This window comes from Salinivibrio sp. YCSC6 (genome assembly GCF_004916735.1).
GTDB lineage: Bacteria > Pseudomonadota > Gammaproteobacteria > Enterobacterales > Vibrionaceae > Salinivibrio > Salinivibrio proteolyticus.
This window is the reverse complement of the sequence record NZ_CP039516.1, coordinates 1,756,071-1,775,440: the sequence shown is the minus strand read 5'-3', so window position 1 is coordinate 1,775,440 and position 19,370 is coordinate 1,756,071. Positions and strand designations below refer to the sequence as shown.

The 19,370-nt window shown below is 51.9% G+C and carries 18 protein-coding genes and 1 other annotated feature; of the genes, 8 read left to right on the top strand and 10 right to left on the bottom strand.

The window, feature by feature from the left end:
- Nucleotides 1-338: 338 nt before the first annotated feature.
- Nucleotides 339-734, top strand: coding sequence for a DUF6232 family protein (locus E8E00_RS08080; protein ID WP_136588377.1), 396 nt, complete (start codon nucleotides 339-341; stop codon nucleotides 732-734).
- A 70-nt stretch (nucleotides 735-804) separates the two neighbouring features.
- Here the strand turns inward: E8E00_RS08080 and yciA are convergent, their stop codons facing one another.
- The 3 genes from yciA to E8E00_RS08065 form a co-directional block, all read right to left on the bottom strand.
- Nucleotides 805-1,203: an acyl-CoA thioester hydrolase YciA gene (yciA, locus tag E8E00_RS08075; RefSeq protein WP_069590096.1), complete on the bottom strand. Its 399-nt coding sequence runs from the start codon at nucleotides 1,201-1,203 to the stop codon at nucleotides 805-807.
- A gap of 93 nt (nucleotides 1,204-1,296) precedes the next feature.
- On the bottom strand, nucleotides 1,297-1,839 hold the full coding sequence (locus E8E00_RS08070) for a septation protein A (RefSeq protein WP_096627925.1): 543 nt from the start codon (nucleotides 1,837-1,839) through the stop codon (nucleotides 1,297-1,299).
- A gap of 150 nt (nucleotides 1,840-1,989) precedes the next feature.
- On the bottom strand, nucleotides 1,990-3,333 hold the full coding sequence (locus E8E00_RS08065; RefSeq protein WP_096627928.1) for a sodium-dependent transporter: 1,344 nt from the start codon (nucleotides 3,331-3,333) through the stop codon (nucleotides 1,990-1,992).
- A gap of 566 nt (nucleotides 3,334-3,899) precedes the next feature.
- Here E8E00_RS08065 and cls point away from each other — a divergent pair.
- The 4 genes from cls (at nucleotide 3,900) to E8E00_RS08045 (ending at nucleotide 7,965) form a co-directional block, all read left to right on the top strand.
- Complete coding sequence (gene cls, locus E8E00_RS08060; protein ID WP_077458260.1) at nucleotides 3,900-5,360, top strand: cardiolipin synthase; 1,461 nt, start codon at nucleotides 3,900-3,902, stop codon at nucleotides 5,358-5,360.
- Nucleotides 5,361-5,583: 223 nt separating this feature from the next.
- Nucleotides 5,584-5,889, top strand: a complete 306-nt coding sequence (locus tag E8E00_RS08055; protein WP_069590104.1) for a hypothetical protein — start codon at nucleotides 5,584-5,586, stop codon at nucleotides 5,887-5,889.
- 305 nt (nucleotides 5,890-6,194) lie between these two features.
- Nucleotides 6,195-6,737: a hypothetical protein gene (locus E8E00_RS08050; protein ID WP_096627930.1), complete on the top strand. Its 543-nt coding sequence runs from the start codon at nucleotides 6,195-6,197 to the stop codon at nucleotides 6,735-6,737.
- Nucleotides 6,738-6,747: 10 nt separating this feature from the next.
- On the top strand, nucleotides 6,748-7,965 hold the full coding sequence (locus tag E8E00_RS08045) for a GGDEF domain-containing protein (RefSeq protein ID WP_096627933.1): 1,218 nt from the start codon (nucleotides 6,748-6,750) through the stop codon (nucleotides 7,963-7,965).
- A gap of 17 nt (nucleotides 7,966-7,982) precedes the next feature.
- Here E8E00_RS08045 and trpA read toward each other — a convergent pair whose 3' ends face one another.
- From trpA to aroF, 7 genes are all read right to left on the bottom strand, one after another.
- Nucleotides 7,983-8,804: a tryptophan synthase subunit alpha gene (gene trpA / locus E8E00_RS08040; RefSeq protein ID WP_096627935.1), complete on the bottom strand. Its 822-nt coding sequence runs from the start codon at nucleotides 8,802-8,804 to the stop codon at nucleotides 7,983-7,985.
- Nucleotides 8,801-9,994: a tryptophan synthase subunit beta gene (gene trpB / locus E8E00_RS08035; RefSeq protein ID WP_046073436.1), complete on the bottom strand. Its 1,194-nt coding sequence runs from the start codon at nucleotides 9,992-9,994 to the stop codon at nucleotides 8,801-8,803. The genes trpA and trpB overlap by 4 nt, the downstream gene beginning before the upstream one ends.
- 121 nt (nucleotides 9,995-10,115) lie before the next feature.
- Nucleotides 10,116-11,504 carry a bifunctional indole-3-glycerol-phosphate synthase TrpC/phosphoribosylanthranilate isomerase TrpF gene (gene trpCF, locus E8E00_RS08030; protein WP_096627938.1) on the bottom strand — a complete coding sequence of 463 codons (1,389 nt, stop codon included), beginning with the start codon at nucleotides 11,502-11,504 and terminating at the stop codon, nucleotides 10,116-10,118.
- The gene (trpD, locus tag E8E00_RS08025) at nucleotides 11,501-12,505 is read right to left on the bottom strand and encodes an anthranilate phosphoribosyltransferase (RefSeq protein WP_096627941.1); all 1,005 of its coding nucleotides are present in this window, start codon (nucleotides 12,503-12,505) and stop codon (nucleotides 11,501-11,503) included. The genes trpCF and trpD overlap by 4 nt, the downstream gene beginning before the upstream one ends.
- Nucleotides 12,506-12,582: 77 nt before the next feature.
- A complete protein-coding gene (locus E8E00_RS08020) occupies nucleotides 12,583-13,197 on the bottom strand; it encodes an aminodeoxychorismate/anthranilate synthase component II (protein WP_096627944.1) in 615 nt (204 codons plus the stop codon).
- Nucleotides 13,194-14,798 carry an anthranilate synthase component 1 gene (locus E8E00_RS08015; RefSeq protein WP_096627947.1) on the bottom strand — a complete coding sequence of 535 codons (1,605 nt, stop codon included), beginning with the start codon at nucleotides 14,796-14,798 and terminating at the stop codon, nucleotides 13,194-13,196. The genes E8E00_RS08020 and E8E00_RS08015 overlap by 4 nt, the downstream gene beginning before the upstream one ends.
- Nucleotides 14,795-15,808 carry a 3-deoxy-7-phosphoheptulonate synthase gene (gene aroF / locus E8E00_RS08010; RefSeq protein WP_096627950.1) on the bottom strand — a complete coding sequence of 338 codons (1,014 nt, stop codon included), beginning with the start codon at nucleotides 15,806-15,808 and terminating at the stop codon, nucleotides 14,795-14,797. The genes E8E00_RS08015 and aroF overlap by 4 nt, the downstream gene beginning before the upstream one ends.
- An 82-nt stretch (nucleotides 15,809-15,890) precedes the next feature.
- Nucleotides 15,891-15,985 (bottom strand) — a sequence feature (Trp leader region).
- 416 nt (nucleotides 15,986-16,401) lie between these two features.
- Here aroF and E8E00_RS08005 point away from each other — a divergent pair.
- From E8E00_RS08005 to rluB, 3 genes are all read left to right on the top strand, one after another.
- Complete coding sequence (locus E8E00_RS08005) at nucleotides 16,402-17,304, top strand: PHP domain-containing protein (RefSeq protein WP_096627953.1); 903 nt, start codon at nucleotides 16,402-16,404, stop codon at nucleotides 17,302-17,304.
- A gap of 90 nt (nucleotides 17,305-17,394) precedes the next feature.
- A complete protein-coding gene (locus E8E00_RS08000) occupies nucleotides 17,395-18,015 on the top strand; it encodes an L-threonylcarbamoyladenylate synthase (RefSeq protein WP_096627956.1) in 621 nt (206 codons plus the stop codon).
- Nucleotides 18,016-18,306: 291 nt separating this feature from the next.
- A complete protein-coding gene (gene rluB / locus E8E00_RS07995) occupies nucleotides 18,307-19,290 on the top strand; it encodes a 23S rRNA pseudouridine(2605) synthase RluB (RefSeq protein WP_077480182.1) in 984 nt (327 codons plus the stop codon).
- Nucleotides 19,291-19,370: the final 80 nt, after the last annotated feature.

Here is a 19,370-nt window from a genome sequence, read left to right as displayed (position 1 = left end):
TACGGTGCATAATGGCACAATGAAGGCGCGAGGCGTCATGCCCACCACCCTCAATACAAAACCACTCCTTATAACGCCTCTGGATAAAATCACCGTCGCCACTGAATAATGGCGATGGGTGAGGTCAGTGCACTGACCGAAAAAGCTGCCAGCAGGGTTAAGCGTAGTAAGCACGTGTATAAATAGTTAACAAGGGGCGCGTAAAATGTTCAGTGTTACGGGTCACGTTTGCGTTTAGTCCTGCTCGCCCTGTTGACAAAAATAGACATAATAAGCGCCGCAGTCGGATGAGCCCTGTAAAGTGTGAGTCAATAACGCATCTTAGTATGGAAATAAAAATGAGAAAGTCAGTGGTAATAAAGCAAACGCCAACCCATTTATGTGTGAATGATGATTGTTATTCAATGCGCAATATTGTTGACGCCAGCGTTGAAGAACTTACATGGAAAGATCACCTGCTGAGGATGTTAGGGTTAGGGATACTAACCGCGAGCATTTTATTTTTTATGTTAGTGGGTGAACTGCCCTACGCGGAGTATTTACCTGCCGTGGGGTTTGTTGCAGGCGCGTTGTTGGCTTTGCTGACCAGCGCAAAATACGTGCTTCGTATTGAGTATAACCATCAAGACGATACGGGCGTACAGTGGCTGGCTATCGCCAAAAGTGGAAAAAAAACGGATAAATTGCTTTTTGAGCAGCACGTCGCGCAATTAAAGCAGTTGTTGGTCTCGTAGCAACGCTATTGATAGGGCGGATATACAAAGGGCCTGAGATTTAACAGGCCCTTTTTGGTGATTAAACACGTTATTTTTTGATCGGACGCGGCCGGCCGCTTTCATCAATGGCAACATAGTTAAATACGGCATCGCTCACCTTGTAGCGTTCGCCGACACCGTCATGCTTAACCGGTTTTACCCATACTTCGAGCGCGACACTCATCGAGGTATTACCAATGCGACTGCATGTACCATAGCAGCAGACTACATCACCCACGCTAACGGGCGCTTTGAAGGTGATTTCGTTCACTGAGACAGTCACGACACGTCCGCCAGAGATTTCTTTGGCGAGGATCGCGCCGGCTAAATCGAGCTGAGACATGATCCAGCCGCCAAAGATATCGCCATTGGCGTTAGTATCGGCTGGCATCGCAAGTGTACGCAGCAACAGTTGGCCGCGTGGGCAGTTGTTTTTATTGTCAGACATGGCTCTCTTCACATCTTATTCAAAAGGGGCTGGCCCCTTTTTTTCAGGATAAGATTAGAATTGTGACCTCTGACACAGCATTTGGGCAAGTTTTTATTGGTCCGAGTTGCTCTCTTTGGGCATATGGCGGTAGATGTAGATACCTGTCGCGATGAGATATAAGAACGTTAAGATCATGGTGCCAAACACTTTAAAGTTCACCCAAACATCAAGCGGCATGCTGTATGCGACGTAAATATTGACCCCGGCTAATACCGAGAAAAAACTCACCCACGCCCAGTTAATGGTGCGCCATACGCGATCGGGTAAGTCCAGCTCTTTGCTGAGCATGCTTTTGATTAAGGGTTTACCCATCAGCTCAGAGGCTACCAAGCCCACCGCAAACAACACGTAGACGATGGTCACTTTCCATTTAATGAAGTTGTCGTCATGGAAGAAGAGTGTCATTCCCCCAAACACCGCCACTAAAGCTGCAGTGACAATCTGCATTTTCTCCACTTTTCTATAAAGCGCCCACACTAAGGCGACTTGGATTAGGGTCGCGATGATCAATGCGCCTGTGGCGACATAAATATCGTAAAACTTATACAGTGCGAAGAAGATAATGAGTGGAATAAAATCAATCAGTTGTTTCATAAAACGATACGATGCCTTTTAGGCGGATTGAATAGATGTATTGGCAGTGTAACCAATTGCGGCGAGGGGAGGAAATACGAAATGGCTTGAAAAGGGGGAAGAGAAGATACCGCTCAGCACATAACACGTCATGTACTGAGCGGTGTGCGGTTAGATCCAGTCCCAACCGAAGACCAAGATCATTAAGATAGGGCAAATCACCCGCACATAACCCGGCCAGATCTTCCAAAACCAGGTTTCGCCAAGTTCAGGGCTACCTTGCACCAGCTCTTTCAAGATTTCATTACGGTGCCACAACCAACCGGCGACCAAGGCAAATAGCAGGCCGAGAATAGGCTGTGCGTATTCGGTCGTCACGGTAACCACCAAGCCGAACAGTTCGCCAAAGTTATACACAATGGTGGCAGAGGCTAGGGTGATCAAACCACCAATCCACCAAACGGCTTTCTCGCGAGACTGACGCAGTTCTTCGGTTGCACAAGCTACGGGCACTTCAAGCATTGAAATGGCCGATGTGAGAGCCGCAATGACCATCAGTAAGAAGAAAGCGAAGCCGATAAATAAGCCAGCACTGCCCATGGTATCGAACATGGCAGGCAAGACGCTGAACACCAGCGTATCGCTGCTGAGTAGATCCCCGCTTTCACTGTAAATCGCCACTCCGTTATGCTGAGCAACGAACATCGCTGGCATAATCAATAGTCCGGCAATAAAGGCGATACCGGTATCGAGCAGTGCCACTTGGGCGGCAGTTTTGGGAATACTGGCTGACTTTGATAAGTAAGAGCCATAGACCATCATTACGCACACACCGAGGGAGAGCGAGAAGAAAGCCTGCCCCATTGCACTTACCACCAGACTTGGCGAGAGGTGAGAAGGATCGGGGATCAGGTACATTTTTAATCCCTCAATCGCGCCAGGTTGGAACAAGATGTACACCACCATCACTACGAAGAGTAAAAACAGTACTGGCATTAAGCGAGACGACCAACGCTCGATCCCGTTAGCAATGCCGTTACGAACCACCAAAATGGTCGGTACCATAAAGCACAGCATGAGGGCGAGGTTACGGGTTTCGCTGAATGACTCTAACCAGTTCGCCGCATTAACAAAGCCCAGCGCGGTGAGCAGTGGTGACACCATAAAGCCGACCAGCCAACCGGCGACAATGGCATAGAAGCTAAGGATACCAGTTGCTCCGAGCATACCGACTAAGCCGAGCAAGCGGCCCAACCACTTTTGCCCACCTGCCACTGAGGATAAAGACCGAACTGGGTTAGCATTGCCGTAGCGTCCAATAGTGAGTTCGGCTATTAAAAGGGGATACGCTAGGACAAAAACCATGATCAAATAAATGAACAGAAAAACAGCGCCGCCGTTTGAAGCTGTTTGAGTCGGGAACCCCCAAATATTGCCCAGCCCAATCGCTGAGCCGGCTGCCGCCAAGATAAACCCTAATCGGGATGAAAATTGTGCGCGTTGTGTGTTTGCCATATCTACTCGTCAGTTTATGCGACATACCCGTCTGACTCTACGCGAGTGCGTCCAGCTGCTTGGGTATAGATGATTGATACTGCTCATAATGCCCATCGCTGATGCGTGAGCGACACCTTATGGTGTGTAAAGTTATAATTACAGAGTGAAGCTAGTGATTCGTTCCTCTAAGGCTCGTAAGTAAAACAGTTTATGCGTAAAATTTGAAGATCTTGCCGTATGTAATACCCCCAAACGAGCCAACTTCCCGATATTCTTTCCGCGTCTGCTTACTTATTCACCGATAGCGAGTGCGATTCACTGTCTATAGTCAGTACCACAGTGGCTTTCTCTGTCGCAATTATTGGTTTAACACAATGTTAACAAGGTGATGGTGCGTCACGTATTTATGTGTCGGTTATTCATCTATGACATTTCTACTGTGGGCCACTTCACTTTTGATGACTTGTGTTGTCATAAATCTAGACAAAACACTGCTTGCACCCAGTGGCAAGCTAGGCAGAATAGGGGAAGACCATGTGGTTGATAACCTGTCGATTCCAACAATAAGGTGTGCGCAAACAAGCATGGAAAAAGTCTACGAGATCCTGACTCTTATTTTGTTACTCGCGTATTGGCTAACGATCGCGGCGGTCACTATTCGTGTGGTCTTTAAGCGTCGTGCGCTCGGGGTGTCGATCGCATGGTTGATGATTATTTACATCCTGCCGATTGTCGGTGTCATCGCCTACCTGCTATTCGGCGAGCTCAATCTCGGGAAGACGCGTGCGGTACGTGCCAAAGCGATGTTTGAACCGTATCGGCAATGGTTGCTCAGCTTACAGGCGTGTCCGGCGCATCGTCCTCAGCACGTGCGCGAGCAATCTCATCATGTTAACCAATTATGCCAAGCGCGGATTGGTGTCCCTGAATTAACAGGCAACCAACTCCACTTGCAGACCGATCCGGCAGATATCCTCAAATCCATTGCCTTTGATATCCGTCACGCCACGCAAAGCGTAAACATGGTGTTTTATATTTGGCATCCTGGCGGCCATGCCGATGAGGTTGCGCAAGCCGCGTGTGATACCGCGAAGCGAGGCATTCCGGTTCGTATCATGCTTGATTCTGCGGGAAGTAAGACGTTTTTCCGCAGCAAATGGCCGAGTGTGATGCGAGAAGCGGGGATAGAGTTGATTGAAGCTCTGGCCGTCAACCCGTTTCGGATGTTCTTCCGCCGCCTTGATATTCGCCAGCACCGCAAGGTGGTGATCATCGATAATCATCTGGCATACACGGGCTCGATGAACATGGTCGATCCGCGCTTTTTTAAGCAAAATGCGGGCGTGGGTCAATGGGTAGACGTGATGGTACGTGTTACCGGCCCCACCGTTCCTGTGCTCAGCAGCATTTTTTCTTGGGATTGGGAAGTAGAAACGGGACTGCGAAATTTACCCGCACAACCCGAATGCTCACTTATTGAAGATCACCAGCATGCCAATCACGCTGTGCAAGCCATTCCATCAGGACCGGGTTTGCCGGATGGTATGATCCAACAGGTGTTAACCTTGGCTATCCACCAAGCCCATGACAGCATTACCATTACCACGCCCTATTTGGTGCCGAGTGAAGGGCTACTGTTTAGCTTACAAACGGCAGCGCAACGAGGCGTGAAAGTGACAGTGATTGTGCCGGAAAAAAACGATTCCTTAATGGTTGAGTGGGCCAGTCGGTCCTTCTTTGCCGATTTAATGGCGTCAGGTATTGAGATCTACCGTTTTGGCGGTGGCTTACTGCACACCAAATCTGTGTTGGTTGATGAAAAGTACTGTTTGATTGGCACCGTAAACCTCGACATGCGCAGCTTATGGTTGAACTTTGAGTTAACGCTCACGGTCGATGATCCCGATTTTTGTGCCAGCGTGAACGCGCTACACCAGCGCTATCTCAGCCAATCTTTGCGTGTGGAACCCAAAACGTGGCAACAACGACCGGTTTATCACAAGCCGATTGAACAGTTTTTCTATATGTTCAGTCCGTTGTTATGACCAGCGCGCGAACTTGATTGAACATGCATACAGTGCGGTTGGTTATGCCATACCGTATAGGGGGCGTTATCCTAATCGCTTGTCAGCATTAAGATTATTAAGTGCCTCACAATTGGCAACCATTTATTCCCTTATATCCTAAAAATCCGGCGCCTTTCGCTGCCGTTTGAGGGCAGAGTTACTACACTTACTAATGCCCCATATCGAGTGACAGGAGGTAGACATGTCTATCCGTTCACGCAGTTATACATTGAACACCACGCCCGCGCGAAAGGCGCACGTGCGGGTTGTGCCAAATGGCAATGTGTTGATTCAGATTGCCAACGAGAAAAAACCGCACCTCGCGGAATTTGATGAGGTGAAGTTTGAGCGTAAGGGAAAAATCACCCAGCTGGTCGCAGAGCATGTCGAGCCGGGAAGACGAGAAAATTGGGCACTGCCAATGCATCATGATGATGCAAACGAGCTGGCGTCCTTGATTGATCAGGCTCAGGAAGAGCTTGAAATATTAATGCGCGATCTTAGCTAACCAGCGTTGTTTGCCTGTCGGTACACAGAGTATCGGCAGGCTTTTTTGTTTATAGCCCATTGTCCCCGTCTGCTTTCTAGCCCCTGACTTTTTTTGTGCTGCGAGTTTATCTCAATTGTGAGATTTGTTAATAAATGCTGGCTCAAACACTATAAATCGTTAACCCCTTTCAAGCACACTAGTCCCAACAGCGTCACATCTGTGACGTAATACAGACACGTGACTTACATTTGTGAGGCCAGCCTCAAGCCCCTTGCTGCTGACCGACAAGTCTCCGGTTGTCGTTGTGATGTAACTGGTGAAAAATGAAAGAAAAACCTCGCACAGCCTTTCTTGCAGCACCCATTATATTGCTGCGTGGTTTCGTTCAAGCCCCCAATGTCGCGATGGTGGTGATTGGCGTTTTGATTACCTTCAGCGCCGTTGCCGCCTTGCGCGTGCCGATCAATCTCACCGTCAGTGTTACTCCAGAGCACAGTGTGCGATTCAATCGACAGGCGCTCGAGGCCTTACCTTCGGCACAAATCATCACTCAAACCCCATTTACCCAAGGTGAGCAACGTTTTGAGGGTGTGGCGCTATCAAACGTTTTGGACGCTGCGGGAATGGGGGAATGTGCTGACTTAAAACTGAGCGCGATGAATCGATACCAAGCGATGCTCAGTGCAGACATGGTGGCACGTTATCAGCCAGTGATTGCGATGAAACGCAACGGGCAAGCGATGACACTCAGAACACTTGGTCCACTTTGGTTAGTGTTTCCTCTCGACCAATATCCGGCCATTCAGAATGACCGATTTTATTCGGCAATGGTGTGGCAGCTGACTGACATAGCGTGCCAGCCCTAAGGAGTGACGAATGATGAGAAATGCCCAACTGAAGGTGATGCCGATTAAACGCACTATTTTAGTGGTATGTATTGCGATTATGGCAATCGGTGTGGTGTTAACCACCAATAAGATCACCGCGTTATCTGAGCGCCTAACCAACGGCCAAAGCAAGTTGGTGTGGTATATGCTCAGCTTGTCCAAAGAGTACGATGCGCTGATTACCTTGCTGGAACGCTACCAAGGAGGAAAGAGCAGCTTTGATCAGTTGGCGATTCAGCACGAGATCTTATGGAGCCGCTTTCCGGTTGCGATCACGATGGCGAACCGTGGTGATGCGGAACAAGGGCATCCGACGGCGCTACTAAAAACCCTGTTCGCTGATCTTAAAGCGTATGAAAGCCGCTTCTATGCCTTGCGCTTTTCTAGTCAGGGCATGAGCCAGCTGATTGCGCATTATCGCCAGCAGCGTCAATTACTCGATGGCTTTTTTCAGCAATCGTTAGCCATGCCGGGTCATGGTTATCGCGAGCATACGCGGTTACTTAACCAGCTCGGACAACTGACCACCGTGATGACGTTAGGGATGATAGCCGTGGGCGCGACAGTATTGATGCTGCTTGCATTGGATGCCAAACGCTATTATCGCTTAGCGCGTGAAGACCAACTTACAGGATTGCATAATCGCCATTGGCTGTTTGATACGTTAAACGGTCGCTATGTATTCAACACTCATAGTATGGCGATGTTGGTGATTGACCTTGATGGCTTTAAGGCGATTAATGATAACTTTGGCCATGATGTGGGCGATCTTTTTCTGTCTGCGTTGGCAGAAAAGCTAGCGATGGCACTCCCGCCGCATGCGGTCATTGCGCGGTTAGGTGGTGACGAATTTGCAGTGGTGATGCCTTATCAGCGCGACGATGAGTCGAGATTGCTTGCGCGTGTTCTTATCGACGTGGCGCATCAACCAATCCCAATTGACACATACCTCTGCCAAGTGTCGGCCAGCGTGGGTATCGCGCATGGAAAGGACAAACTGAGCGGGGAGCGTTTACTGACTCATGCGGACACGGCAATGTATGCGGCAAAGCGGGCAGGGAAGAACCAATATCGCGTGTATCATGACACTATGCAGCCTCCCAATGGAAAACGACACAGTCGTGAGGAATCGCGGTTTGATGAAGCCACACCTTGGGTAAGTGGCCGTTCGCAAGGCGATGCTGAACAGACATCGCCCAACGCTTAGTGTTATCTAGCTTGATATTATTGGCGTGCTGTCGCCGCTTTCATGGTTTTGACGAAGTCCGTTAATGCCGCCAGCATCGCGGGCACATCATGTTGATGTTGCTCGATGATTTTCACCACCGCCGAGCCAGAGATGGCGCCTGCCGCCCCGGCGCTGATCGCTGCTTTGACTTGCTCAGGGGTTGAGATGCCAAAGCCAAGCAGCGGGCGCGGTGCCTCATGATGATGTAAGTTGCCGAGCAGGTGTTCAACCGGTGCGCCAGCCTTAGCCTCTGCCCCTGTGACGCCGGCGCGCGACACCAAATAAGTATAGCCACGGCCCAGCTCCGCCACTTGAGCTAAGGTTGCATCGTCTGCGTTAGGTGGGGCAATAAAAATCGGATCAATGCCCTGCGCCAAGGCTTGTTCACGAAATGGTGCAGATTCAGCAATCGGCACATCTGCCACAAGCACCGAATCGACGCCGACATCCGCACACCGGCGGTAAAAAGTATCAATACCGCGGGCGTAGACTAAGTTGGCATACATCAGCAACCCAATCGGAATGGTTGGATGCTTGGCGCGAATGGCTGCCAACATGTCGAAACAGGTATCGGGCGTGGTGCCAGCGGCCCGCGCGCGTAAGGTTGCGTCTTGAATGGTCGGCCCATCAGCCAATGGGTCGGAAAACGGCATACCGAGTTCCAGCGCGTCGGCGCCGCCTTCAACCAAGGCATCGACCACGGCGAGTGACTGTTCTGGGTTTGGATCCCCCAAGGTGACAAAAGGAACAAAGGCACCTTGCTGTTTGGCATCCAGGTTTGCGAACATCGCTTGATATCGAGTTGATGGTGCCGTCATGACAGCTCTCCTTTGCCTTCTAAAATGTCATATACAGTGAAGATATCTTTATCACCACGTCCGGATAGGTTGACCACCAAAAGCTGCTCTTTTTCAGGATCAGCGGCAATCATTTTTTGCGCCTGAGCCAGTGCATGGGCAGATTCTAACGCGGGAATAATGCCTTCGTTGCGCGCAAGCGATTGAAACGCTTCTAAGGCCTCATCGTCAGTGACTGCCGGGTATTCGGCACGACCAATGGCGTTAAGGTGCGCATGCTGTGGCCCCACCGACGGGAAGTCCAATCCGGCTGATACAGAATACGACTCTTCGACCTGGCCATATTCATCTTGCATCAATGGGGATTTCATACCGAAGAAAATACCGGGTTTGCCGTGCTTTAAGGGCGCGCCGTGTTGATCGGTATCGAGTCCTTTGCCCGCGGGCTCAACGCCAATTAAACGCACATCTTTGTCATCGATAAAGTCAGCAAACATGCCAATCGCGTTTGAGCCGCCACCCACACAGGCGATTACCGCATCCGGCAAGCGGCCTTCTACTTGCTGAATTTGCGCGCGGGTTTCCTCACCAATAATGCGTTGAAACTCGCGCACAATGGTCGGGAAGGGGTGCGGGCCCGCCGCAGTGCCGAGCAAATAGTGGGCGGTATCATAGTTGGCTGACCAGTCGCGCATCGCTTCGTTACACGCATCCTTTAACGTCGCAGAGCCCGCATGTACTGGGATCACAGTGGCACCCATCAGCTTCATCCGAAACACATTGGGGCTTTGGCGCTCAACGTCTTTGGCCCCCATGTAGATACGACACTTTAGCCCCAATAGCGCACACGCCAGTGCGGTCGCCACACCGTGTTGGCCGGCCCCGGTTTCGGCAATGATCTCTGATTTGCCCATACGCTGGGCAAGCATCGCTTGACCCAGTACTTGGTTGGTCTTGTGCGCCCCGCCGTGCAGCAAGTCCTCGCGCTTAAGATACAGCTTGGTGTTCGTCCCCTTGGTGAGGTTACGACAAAGCGTCAACGCGGTGGGTCGTCCGGCATACTCTTGCAGCAGGCGGATAAAATCATCTTTAAAGTTCGGGTCGTCTTGGGCATCAATAAACGCCTGTTCGAGCTGATCAAGCGCAGGCACCAGAATTTGGGGCACGTACTGACCACCAAATTCGCCAAAATACGGGTTAAGCTTGCTCATAATTATCCTTTTACGTCTTTAACTGGGGCCGAGATACGTTGACTGTCTTGGCGACATCTATCCTCTCAGCTAAATTATCTCGGGAAATCAACCATCTCGGAAAATCAACTATCTCGAAAAATTAATAGCGGCGAAGGGCGCGGAACGCCGCGTTTAACTTGTTGGCATCTTTCACCCCGGGCGCATGCTCGACACCGGAGTTAAAATCCAGCCCAAGGCAGCCTTGTTCGGCCGCTTTGGCGGCATTCTCAGGGGTGAGCCCGCCGGCAATCATGACTTTGTCTTTGGCAGTTTTAGGGATCAGGTGCCAATCAAAGGTTTTACCCGTGCCGCCAGATTGTTGGCCGACTCGGCTGTCGATGAGGTGACGGTCAGCATTCACGCCGTCTAAAGCCGGTGCGACATCAGAGACACCGTGCGCTTTCCAAATTTCACAGTGCTCAGGGAGCTTCTCACGCAATGCTTGTAGATACGCTGCATCTTCATCCCCATGCAGTTGCACCGCGTGAAGGCTGAGCTGTTGTGCGTACTCAGCCACGGTGTCTAGCGCATGATTTTGGAACACGCCCACATAGCGAAGCGGCGCGCCTTGCTGGACGCGCTCGGCCACGGCGGGTGTGACAGCACGCGGTGAGTGCTCAACAAAAATGAGTCCACCGTAGACCGCGCCAGCGTTATAGGCGGCGAGGGCATCGTCGGCGGTGGTGAGCCCGCAGACTTTATTCTCTCCTAAGATCACTTTACGTAGCGCGAGGGTCAGATCGGGTTCTGCCATTAATGCACTGCCAATCAAAAAGCCATCCGCATGGCGGGCAAGATCGCGCACATGACGGTGGCTATGAATGCCACTTTCTGAAATCACGATCGCTTTTTCGCCCACTTGTGGTGCTAAGCGTTTGGTGCGATCGCGATCGATGCTTAAATCGCGCAAATTCCGGTTATTAATCCCAATCACCACCGCTCCTAGGGCATTGGCACGCGCGAGCTCGTCTTCGGTGCTCACTTCGGTAAGCACGCCCAGCTTTAGCGACTCGGCTAAATCGGCCAGCTCGCGGTATTCGGCGTCGTCGAGTACCGACAGCATCAATAAGATTGCATCGGCTTGATAATGACGTGCGAGGTAAACCTGATACGGGTCGATAATAAAATCTTTACAAAGCACAGGCGCATCGACTTGTGCGCGCACGATCGGTAAGAAGTCAAAACTGCCCTGAAAGTGGTCCTCGTCCGTCAGGACTGAAATGGCCGCGGCAAAGGGTTGGTAAGCACGGGCGATACTGGCTGGATCGAAGTCTTCTCGGATCAACCCTTTTGAAGGCGAGGCTTTTTTGCACTCCAAGATAAACTGTGACCCCGGCGCGGCCAGTGCAGCACGAAAATCGCGATCACTGAGCGTCAGTTGGTCGATAAAGCTATCCAGCGGCTGAGCACTTTTGCGCGCGGCTACCCAGCGTTTTTTGTCATCGACAATGCGGCCTAAAATGGTGTCGTTGAGGGCTGAGGTGGTCATACTGCGCTCCTTTGTGCTAACGCTTGCATGATGGTGTAAGGCTTGCCCGACGCCATCACGTCCAAGGCCTGTTGTGTGTTTGCTTTCAAGTCTTCTTGTCCGAATAAGCGTAGCAATAGTGCCACATTGGCAGCCACCGCCGCTTGCTGGGCGTCTGTGCCTTTACCTTGCAAAATCGCGCTGATCATCGCGCGGTTTTGCTCCGGTGTGCCCCCAGCAATGCTGTCCAGCGGGTATTCGGGTACACCAAAGTCGCTGGGGGTTAGGGTGTAATGCTCAATGTGGGTCGGGGTGATTTCTGCCACCGTTGTGGGGCCGTGGATAGCTACTTCATCCAGACCGTCACCATGAACCACGGCTGCGCGCGTCATGTTGAGGTTTTGCATGGTTTGTGCAATCGGCGCAACTAGGGCTTGGTCGTACACGCCCATCAGCTCGATGCTAGGTTTCGCTGGGTTAATTAACGGCCCAAGCAGATTAAAGATGGTGCGTGTTTTCATTGCTTGGCGCACGGGCATCGCGTGTCGTACGCCGGTGTGGTATTGCGGGGCGAATAAAAAGCAAACGCCCAGATTATCCAAGGCCTCGCGGGCGTGGTCGGCAGGCATCGCCAAATCAATGCCAAAGGCAGCGAGTAAATCCGATGAGCCCGATTTGCTCGACACCCCGCGGTTACCGTGTTTGGCCACTTTCACGCCACAGGCGGCGGCGACAAAGGCGGCCGTGGTTGAAATATTAATGGTGTTCGCGCCATCGCCTCCCGTGCCAACGATATCGGCAAACGGATAACTGGGGCGGGGGAAAGGTTCGGCGTTGTCAGTCAGTGCTTTTGCTGCCCCTGCGATTTCTTCAGGCGTTTCCCCTTTAATCTTTAATGCGGTTAATGCGGCCGCTAATCGCGCTGGCTCGAGTTCGCCCTGAATGATCGCACTAAACAGCTGCTCGCTTTGCACTTGGCTGAGTGACTGTTGTTGGTAGAGCGTCTCTAGTAGTTGATCCATCACTGTACTTAACCTCGGTATTTGTCTGTTCGAGCTCCGTGCTTATCTGGCACGTGTTGTTGTAAGCGCTAATGTTGTTAGCGCTGATAATAGCCACTGGCCCAATCGATGGTATGGGTGAGCAGGGCAGCACCTTGTGCGGTCAAAATAGATTCTGGGTGGAATTGATAACCGACCACGTAGTCGGTATTGCTCACCACGGCCATTACTTTCTGATCGTCGCCATCCAAGGTCGTGGCGATGACATCCAAGCTTGCAGGTACCTCAGTGGCCACCAGCGAGTGGTAACGGGCCACGGTGAGTGGGGATGCCAATGGGCCAAATACCGCATGTTGCTGGTGGTGCATGGCTGAGGCTTTGCCGTGCATGATGGTGCCAGCTCCGGCGACTGTGCCGCCGTACGCTTCGACGATCGCTTGCTGACCCAGGCAAATCCCTAGCATCGGCACTTGGCCGCGCAGCCTTTCAATCAACGCGGGCATACAGCCGGCATCGGAAGGCGCACCTGGGCCGGGCGAGAGCACTAGCAGCGGCTGGGGCAGGGAGCGAATATGACGAACAATCGCCTCGGCCTCTAAATGATTGCGGAACACCGTGACCGGGTAACCCAGTGCGCGAAATTGATCCACCAAGTTGTAGGTAAAGGAGTCCATGTTATCGAGCAGCACGATGTCCACTTGCGGGGTACTCATGATTGGCCTCCTTGGTGGGCGGTTTGAATCGCATGGATCACCGCTTGAGCTTTGCCGCGGGTTTCGTCCGCTTCGGCTTGTGGGTCAGAATCAAACACCACGCCTGCACCGGCTTGCACGGTGGCAAGGCCGTTTTCAACGTAGGCAGAGCGGATCACAATGCAGGTATCCATCTCGCCTGATCCAGTAAAATAGCCCACGGCCCCGCCATAACTGCCACGACGGCACTGTTCGGTGTCACGGATAAGCTGCATCGCGCGAAGCTTGGGCGCACCGGTGAGCGTACCCATATTCATACAGGCTTGGTACGCATGCAGCGCGTCTAGATCGGGTTTTAGCTGACCCACCACCCGAGAAACTAAATGCATGACGTGGCTATAGCGGTCGACTTTGAGCAAATCGGCAACATGGCGGCTGCCGGGTGTGCTAATTCGCGCCACATCGTTGCGGGCCAAATCGACCAGCATCATGTGCTCGGCGTTTTCTTTTTCATCATTGCGCAGCTCAAGCTCAATGCGGCTATCCAAGTCGTGGTCAATGTCGCCTTGGGCGATTTTTCCGCGTCGGCGTGTACCGGCGATGGGATAAATCTCAACCTGATTAGTCGCTTGAGTATATTTAAGGGCGCTTTCTGGCGAGGCGCCAAACAAGCTAAATTGGCTATCGCGCAGATAAAACATATACGGGCTAGGGTTGCCACGCTTCAACGCTCGATAAGCATTGAGCGGCGAGGGACATGCGAGGGTAAAGCGGCGCGATGGCACCACTTGAAACACATCACCGGCAATCACGTGCTTTTTCAACGCGTCAACTTGCTGACAAAAGTCTGAATCAGAGACAGAAACCGCGACGCTGTGATCAGTGATCACGGGCGCTTTTGGAAGCGGCGCAGGCGATAAGCAGGCTTCTTTGATGCTTTGCAAACGACGCGATAAATCCACATAGTGGGCGCGGGCGTTATCACCCCCAAATAAGGTGCCTTGTAAGCGCGCTTGGCGGTGCTGGTGGTCAATCACCAGCAAGCTTTCTGCAACATAAAAAAGGTAGTCGGGGCAGTGCTCGATGCCCTCCACCGCTGGCAGCGTTTCAGTGCTGGCCACCAAATCATAGGCAAAAAGGCCTCCGATAAAGAGCGCGTCGTCAGGTTGGTTATTCAACGCGACACTTTGTTTGATAACACGCAGGGCATCAAACACCGACGCTTGGCGTAGACGGGCGTCTTCATCCAACAGCGCGCCATTGTCGTTAGGATGGCGGAACGTCAACTTCAAAGCGAGGAAGTCTCCATCGTTGGCCTGCGCTACCTCACAGGCGAGGGCTTTCAGCGCTGCGCTCTGGGTGATGCTCTCCAGCAAATGACTGCCATTATGGGTAAGCGCTTGTAAGGTCACGCGCTGCCCGCGGCATTCAATGCGCACGGCGGCATCGATCAGCATCAGGCTTTTAAGGTTGCGTTTGGAGTCAATCTCTGCCGACTCCAACAGCATGCTATAAGGCTTATCTTGGCACACGGCGGCATACAACTCGGTTGGGTCGGCCACATAAGGCACCGAGAGTTGGAGCGTATCGAGCTCGCCATGTTGGGGATTATGAGTGTTCACAGCTTTCTCCCTGCCGCTTGCACAAAGGGGGTGAGTTCTTGCATTAGCTGCGCGAACATATCGCCGGTTAAGGCTTGGTGACCGTCTGACAGTGCTTCGCTTGGGTTTAAGTGGCTCTCCACAATGATGCCATCCGCGCCCACGGCCGCTGCGGCGCGTGATAGTGGCGTCACAAGCTCTCGCACGCCCGTCCCGTGGCTTGGGTCGACCAACACTGGCAAATGGCTACGCTGCTTCATCAAGGCTACGGCATTCAAATCCAAGGTGTTACGTGTGGCGGTTTCGTAAGTGCGAATACCGCGTTCACATAAAATCACATTGGGGTTACCCGCATCGACAATATATTCCGCTGCCAGCAAACACTCTTCGATAGTGGCGGAAAGCCCACGTTTTAACAAGACAGGTTTGCCAGTTTCGCCTACCGCTTTGAGTAAGCCATAGTTTTGCATGTTACGTGCGCCAATTTGCAAGCAATCAATGTACTCGCACACGGCGTCGACTTGGCTAATTTCCATCACTTCTGACACGGTTGGCATGCCAGTCAGCTCACTGGCTTGTTTGAGTAGCTTTAGCCCCTCAATCCCCATGCCTTGGAAATCATAAGGGCTGGTGCGTGGTTTAAAGGCACCGCCCCGCAATACACGTGCACCATGGGTTTTAACGCGCTCCGCCACGGATAGTAATTGAGACTTCGACTCCACCGAGCAGGGGCCTGCCATGACCACGAAGTGTTGACCGCCTACAGGCACATTGCCGATATGCACCACACTGTCATGCGGCTGCACATCACGGCTCACGCGTTTGTACTTGGTTAAAATCGGTTTGACTTCCTCAACCAGCGGGTTGGCCTCAAAATGGCATTGTTGCAACACACGTTCATCACCCAGTGCACCCAATACAATGCGTTCTACACCCGGCATATAAAGTGGTTTTAACCCGCATTGTTCGATTTGATTGAGGAGGACGTTGGCATCCTGCTCGGTGGCTTGGGGTTTAAGTACAATAATCATCAAATATCCTTATCAACTATGTTGCGGGTTACCGTGACTGAATGCGTAGTGGCACGATAACGCGTGATGGCAAAACTGAGAGACAAAAACGCCCGCATCAGTGGCGGGCGTTGTGAATAAGGTTGCTGTTTATACAGCGCGTCACACCGCCCGTGAGGAGCCGTGCCACCAAATAAGTGCAACAGAGGTCATGGATGTCGCCAACACACTCACGGCCTGTGCGGCAGTGGGTGCAGTGTGAATCGAATGTGATCTAGACGCGGCGTTGAAATACATGCTGCGAGACTCCGTCGTGACTGTTACCCTTAGCGCCATATTGCTCCCCGAGACTGAGAAGTGGTGCGCGTTAACTTGTGTACTAGTAAACTGATATTTTGCTTCTGTGTCAACGGGGAATTCAAAAAGAATGCAGAAAAAGTGCGGAATAAGCACACGATAATAAACAACAAAGATATTCACCGTGCCCGCCGAGCGCTGATTAACTTGGCGTATTCGCATCGACAGAGCTCGCATGGCGCGTACTTAGCCTCAGGCTGATAAGACACAAACCGACAGTGCTAGGGCGCGAGCGCATTAAGGAAACCCGATACACCATGATCATTGACTTACATAGCCATACCACTGCCTCCGACGGCCGTCTATCACCAAAAGATTTGGTGCAGCGCGCTGTCGAGCGTCGCGTGGGCGTGTTGGCGATTACCGACCACGACACCACCGCTGGGCTGGTGGAAGCGCAAGCAGAAATCGACCATCAAAACTTGCCCCTTACGCTGGTCAACGGCATTGAAATTTCGACCTTGTGGCAGAATTTTGATATCCACATTGTGGGATTAAATGTCGACCCCCAGCATCCGGCATTAACCGCATTGATTGTGGAGCAAGCTGAGCGACGCCAACAACGTGCTGAGCTGATTGCTGAGCGGTTAGAGCGCTCGCATTACACAGGGGCGCTCGCGGGTGCGCGTGAACTGGCTGGCGATGCACCACTGACCCGTGCCCATTTTGCACGCTGGTTGGTCGAGCAGGGTCACGCGAAAACCATGCAAGCCTGTTTCAAGCGCTTTTTAACCCGAGGAAATACCGGCTATGCACCGCCTAATTGGTGTTCGATTGCAGATGCGGTTACGGCGATCCATGAGGCCGGCGGGCAGGCGGTGCTTGCTCACCCAGGCCGATACAAGCTCAAAGCCAAGTGGTTGAAACGATTACTGACTGCATTTTCTGAAGCCAATGGCGATGCTATCGAAGTCGCTCTTCCTCAGCAGTCGCAACAAGAGCGTCGTTTGCTGGCCGATTACGCGCGAGATTATGGATTGTTGGCCTCGCTGGGATCGGATTTTCATTATCCTTCTCCGTGGACAGAGCTGGGCCGCAATTTATGGCTACCCAAAGACAGTCAGCCGGTTTGGCATGATTGGACATGGTTAGACGCGGCTGAACAAAAATGGCAATCAGTAAATCAACTAGATAGCGACAAGCCAGACGCGTTACAATAGACGTATAAGAAGGATTATCCGGCGCGCTAGCCACCAACGCTGGATCGCGGTTGAGCATCCTAAAGTGGCAGAGCTAAAGCAGGAGGAACCATGAGTCAGTTTTTTTACGTCCACCCAGAGAACCCGCAAGCGCGGTTGATTAATCAAGCGGTGGCGATTATCCGAAATGGTGGGGTTATTATTTATCCGACCGATTCGGGCTATGCATTAGGCTGCCAACTAGAAAACAAACAGGCGCTGGAACGCATTTGCCGGATTCGTGATCTCGACAAAGACCATAACTTTACGTTGCTATGTCGTGATTTATCCGAGTTATCGCTTTACGCTCGGGTGGATAATACCGCGTTTCGCTTGATTCGAAATAACACCCCCGGTGCTTACACCTTCATTTTGAAGGCGACGAAAGAAGTGCCGCGCCGATTAATGAACCCGAAGCGTAAGACCATTGGTATTCGCGTACCGGATAACCGTATCGCGCTTGATTTGCTCGAGGCGTTGGGCGAACCCTTGATGTCGACGTCATTGATTTTGCCGGGCAATGATTTTACCGAATCAGACCCTGAGGCGATTCGTGATCATCTCGAACACAGTGTGGATTTGATTATGCACGGTGGCGTATTGGGTGAGCGCCCCACCACAGTGGTTGATTTTAGTGAAGGCAACCCAGAAATTCGCCGCCACGGCAGTGGTGATCCACAACCATTTGAATAAAAAATGAACCAAGTGTCACCATGAGCCGTAATTACTTATACAGTGCAATTGCATTGTGACAATGTGCTAGTTCTGATGTTGTGTCAGCGTCATGTTGACCTTCCATTCCCGCCCAGCCGCCTTGCTGGGCGTTTTTTTATTTTAAAAAGTCAGAGCCAGCCGAAACTGTTTCTCTATCCCCTAGGTTCTTGGTATTATTCGCCTCCTGATGACGAAAACCGTCAGCAAACCAATTAATGCCAACCGTGACAGTGATGACGCCTGTGAAGGCGACAGTAAGGTAAGACAAACATGAGCGAAAAATTGCAGAAGGTGCTAGCGCGTGCTGGCGTAGGTTCACGTCGTGAGATGGAAAGCTATATCCAATCAGGGCGTGTGAGTGTGAACGGTGTGGTTGCCAAGCTTGGCGATCGTCTTGATGACCCGAGTGCGCTGGTGCGTGTAGACGGTCATCCTGTTCAACTGAGTGCGCCTTCTGAGTCTGTGTGTCGAGTCCTCGCATACAACAAACCGGAAGGCGAATTGTGTACGCGTAGCGATCCAGAGGGTCGCCGCACTGTCTTCGATCGTCTTCCTAAGCTAAGAGACGCCCGTTGGGTTGCTGTCGGTCGTCTGGATGCAAACACCTCAGGCTTGCTACTATTTACCACTGATGGTGAATTAGCAAACCGATTAATGCACCCAAGCCGCCAAGTGCAGCGTGAATACATGGTACGTGTATTTGGTGAGGTGAACGAAGACATGGTGCGTAATCTTGTCTCTGGTGTTGAGCTAGAAGACGGCGTAGCGCGTTTTGAGGACGTTGTTTACGCGGGTGGCGAAGGCATGAATCATACCTTCTATGTGGTGATCACCGAGGGACGCAACCGTGAGGTGCGCCGTTTGTGGGAAACCCAAGGGGTGACGGTGAGCCGTCTGAAGCGTGTTCGTTATGGCGATATCTATCTCGAGAAAGACTTGCCACGTGGTGGCTGGCGCGAGATGGAGCTGAAAGAAGTGAACTACTTGCGAGAAATGGTTGAAATGAAACCAGAATCGCAAACAGTGATCACCCCAGAGGATCAGAAGCGTAAAAAATCGCGCCAGAAGATTCGCCGTGCTGTTCGCCGCTATGAAGAACGTATTGATTCTGATAGCAAACCGAAAAAAGCGCGCCAAGCGCGTCGTGGTAACGCACCCGCTGGTGGGCCGAAAGGCAGTGGACCTAAGCCTAAACAAGGCAACCCTCGAGCAGGCGCGCCGCGTGGCAAAGGTAAACCGCGCACCCGCAAATGACGTTTTATAAAGCGGTATTTTAAAAAGCGTTACCTGAAGCCCGGCACCTGCCGGGTTTTTTATGCGCTGTTTTTACCTTT